Source organism: Oleiphilus sp. HI0067 (genome assembly GCF_001635735.1).
This window is the reverse complement of the sequence record NZ_LWFI01000395.1, coordinates 1-813: the sequence shown is the minus strand read 5'-3', so window position 1 is coordinate 813 and position 813 is coordinate 1. Positions and strand designations below refer to the sequence as shown.

The window sequence follows — 813 nt, the reverse complement described above, 5'->3', positions numbered from 1 at the left end:
GTTTCAAGTAGCGCGCTCGTGACGAGTTGATTTACTGGGCTGTCTTCTACGAGCAATATTTTCATAATGGCGATCTATTCTTGATGCTAGGTTCAAAAAATCGTAGTACAGGAAATAGGCTAAAACGCCTCGAAATTATCTATTTTTCGCCTATTTTTGTAGCTAAATTTTACAGAGATTTGGTGTAGAGCTTGCGGATTGAATTCTTAAGGTATGTATGGGCAGCATTGTATGGGCTATTAATCGCTAATAGTGCTTTTGCTGCGAATGAATTTTCTAGTTCAATCGAGTTCGATACGCACTATCTTGTAAAAGACTCAGACCAGCATCACAAAGACGAGGACAAAAAGCAGCACGGCGTCAATGCTAGGTATTACCTTACGCCTGTTGATCAGTCTTCGATTTCGCCTTTAGAAAACGAGTTCTTAGCGCGAGTCAGTTACCTTGAGATAAGCCTTAGCGCTGATGATGTAACACCCCAAGATGATTTTAATCGAGTTAGGCTAACGTATTCGCATGATGACCGTTTACTCAGTCATAGCTGGCGGATCGCGTATATCAGCACGCGACATGAAACTCGCCTTGATGAAGAACGACTCAATGGCGGTGGTTTAGGTTTGTCTATTTATCTGACCGATACCGGGAAGGCAGATTTTTACAGCGAGTATGAGTCCGGGGATGGTTATCGCATTAGCTTCAGTGAGATCAAGTATCGACAGATCTATACAGCTTATGATCTAGATTTAGTATTTGATGTGGGGCTATCTCATCGTGAAAAGAAAACGCCTTATCCTAATCTAGGGAGAGAGGGCG

At 42.4% G+C, this 813-nt stretch carries 1 protein-coding gene; it reads left to right on the top strand.

From position 1 onward, the window contains the following. Window positions 1-191: 191 nt before the first annotated feature. The coding region (locus A3739_RS04695; RefSeq protein ID WP_156502358.1) for a hypothetical protein at window positions 192-813 on the top strand (622 nt) is incomplete at its 3' end.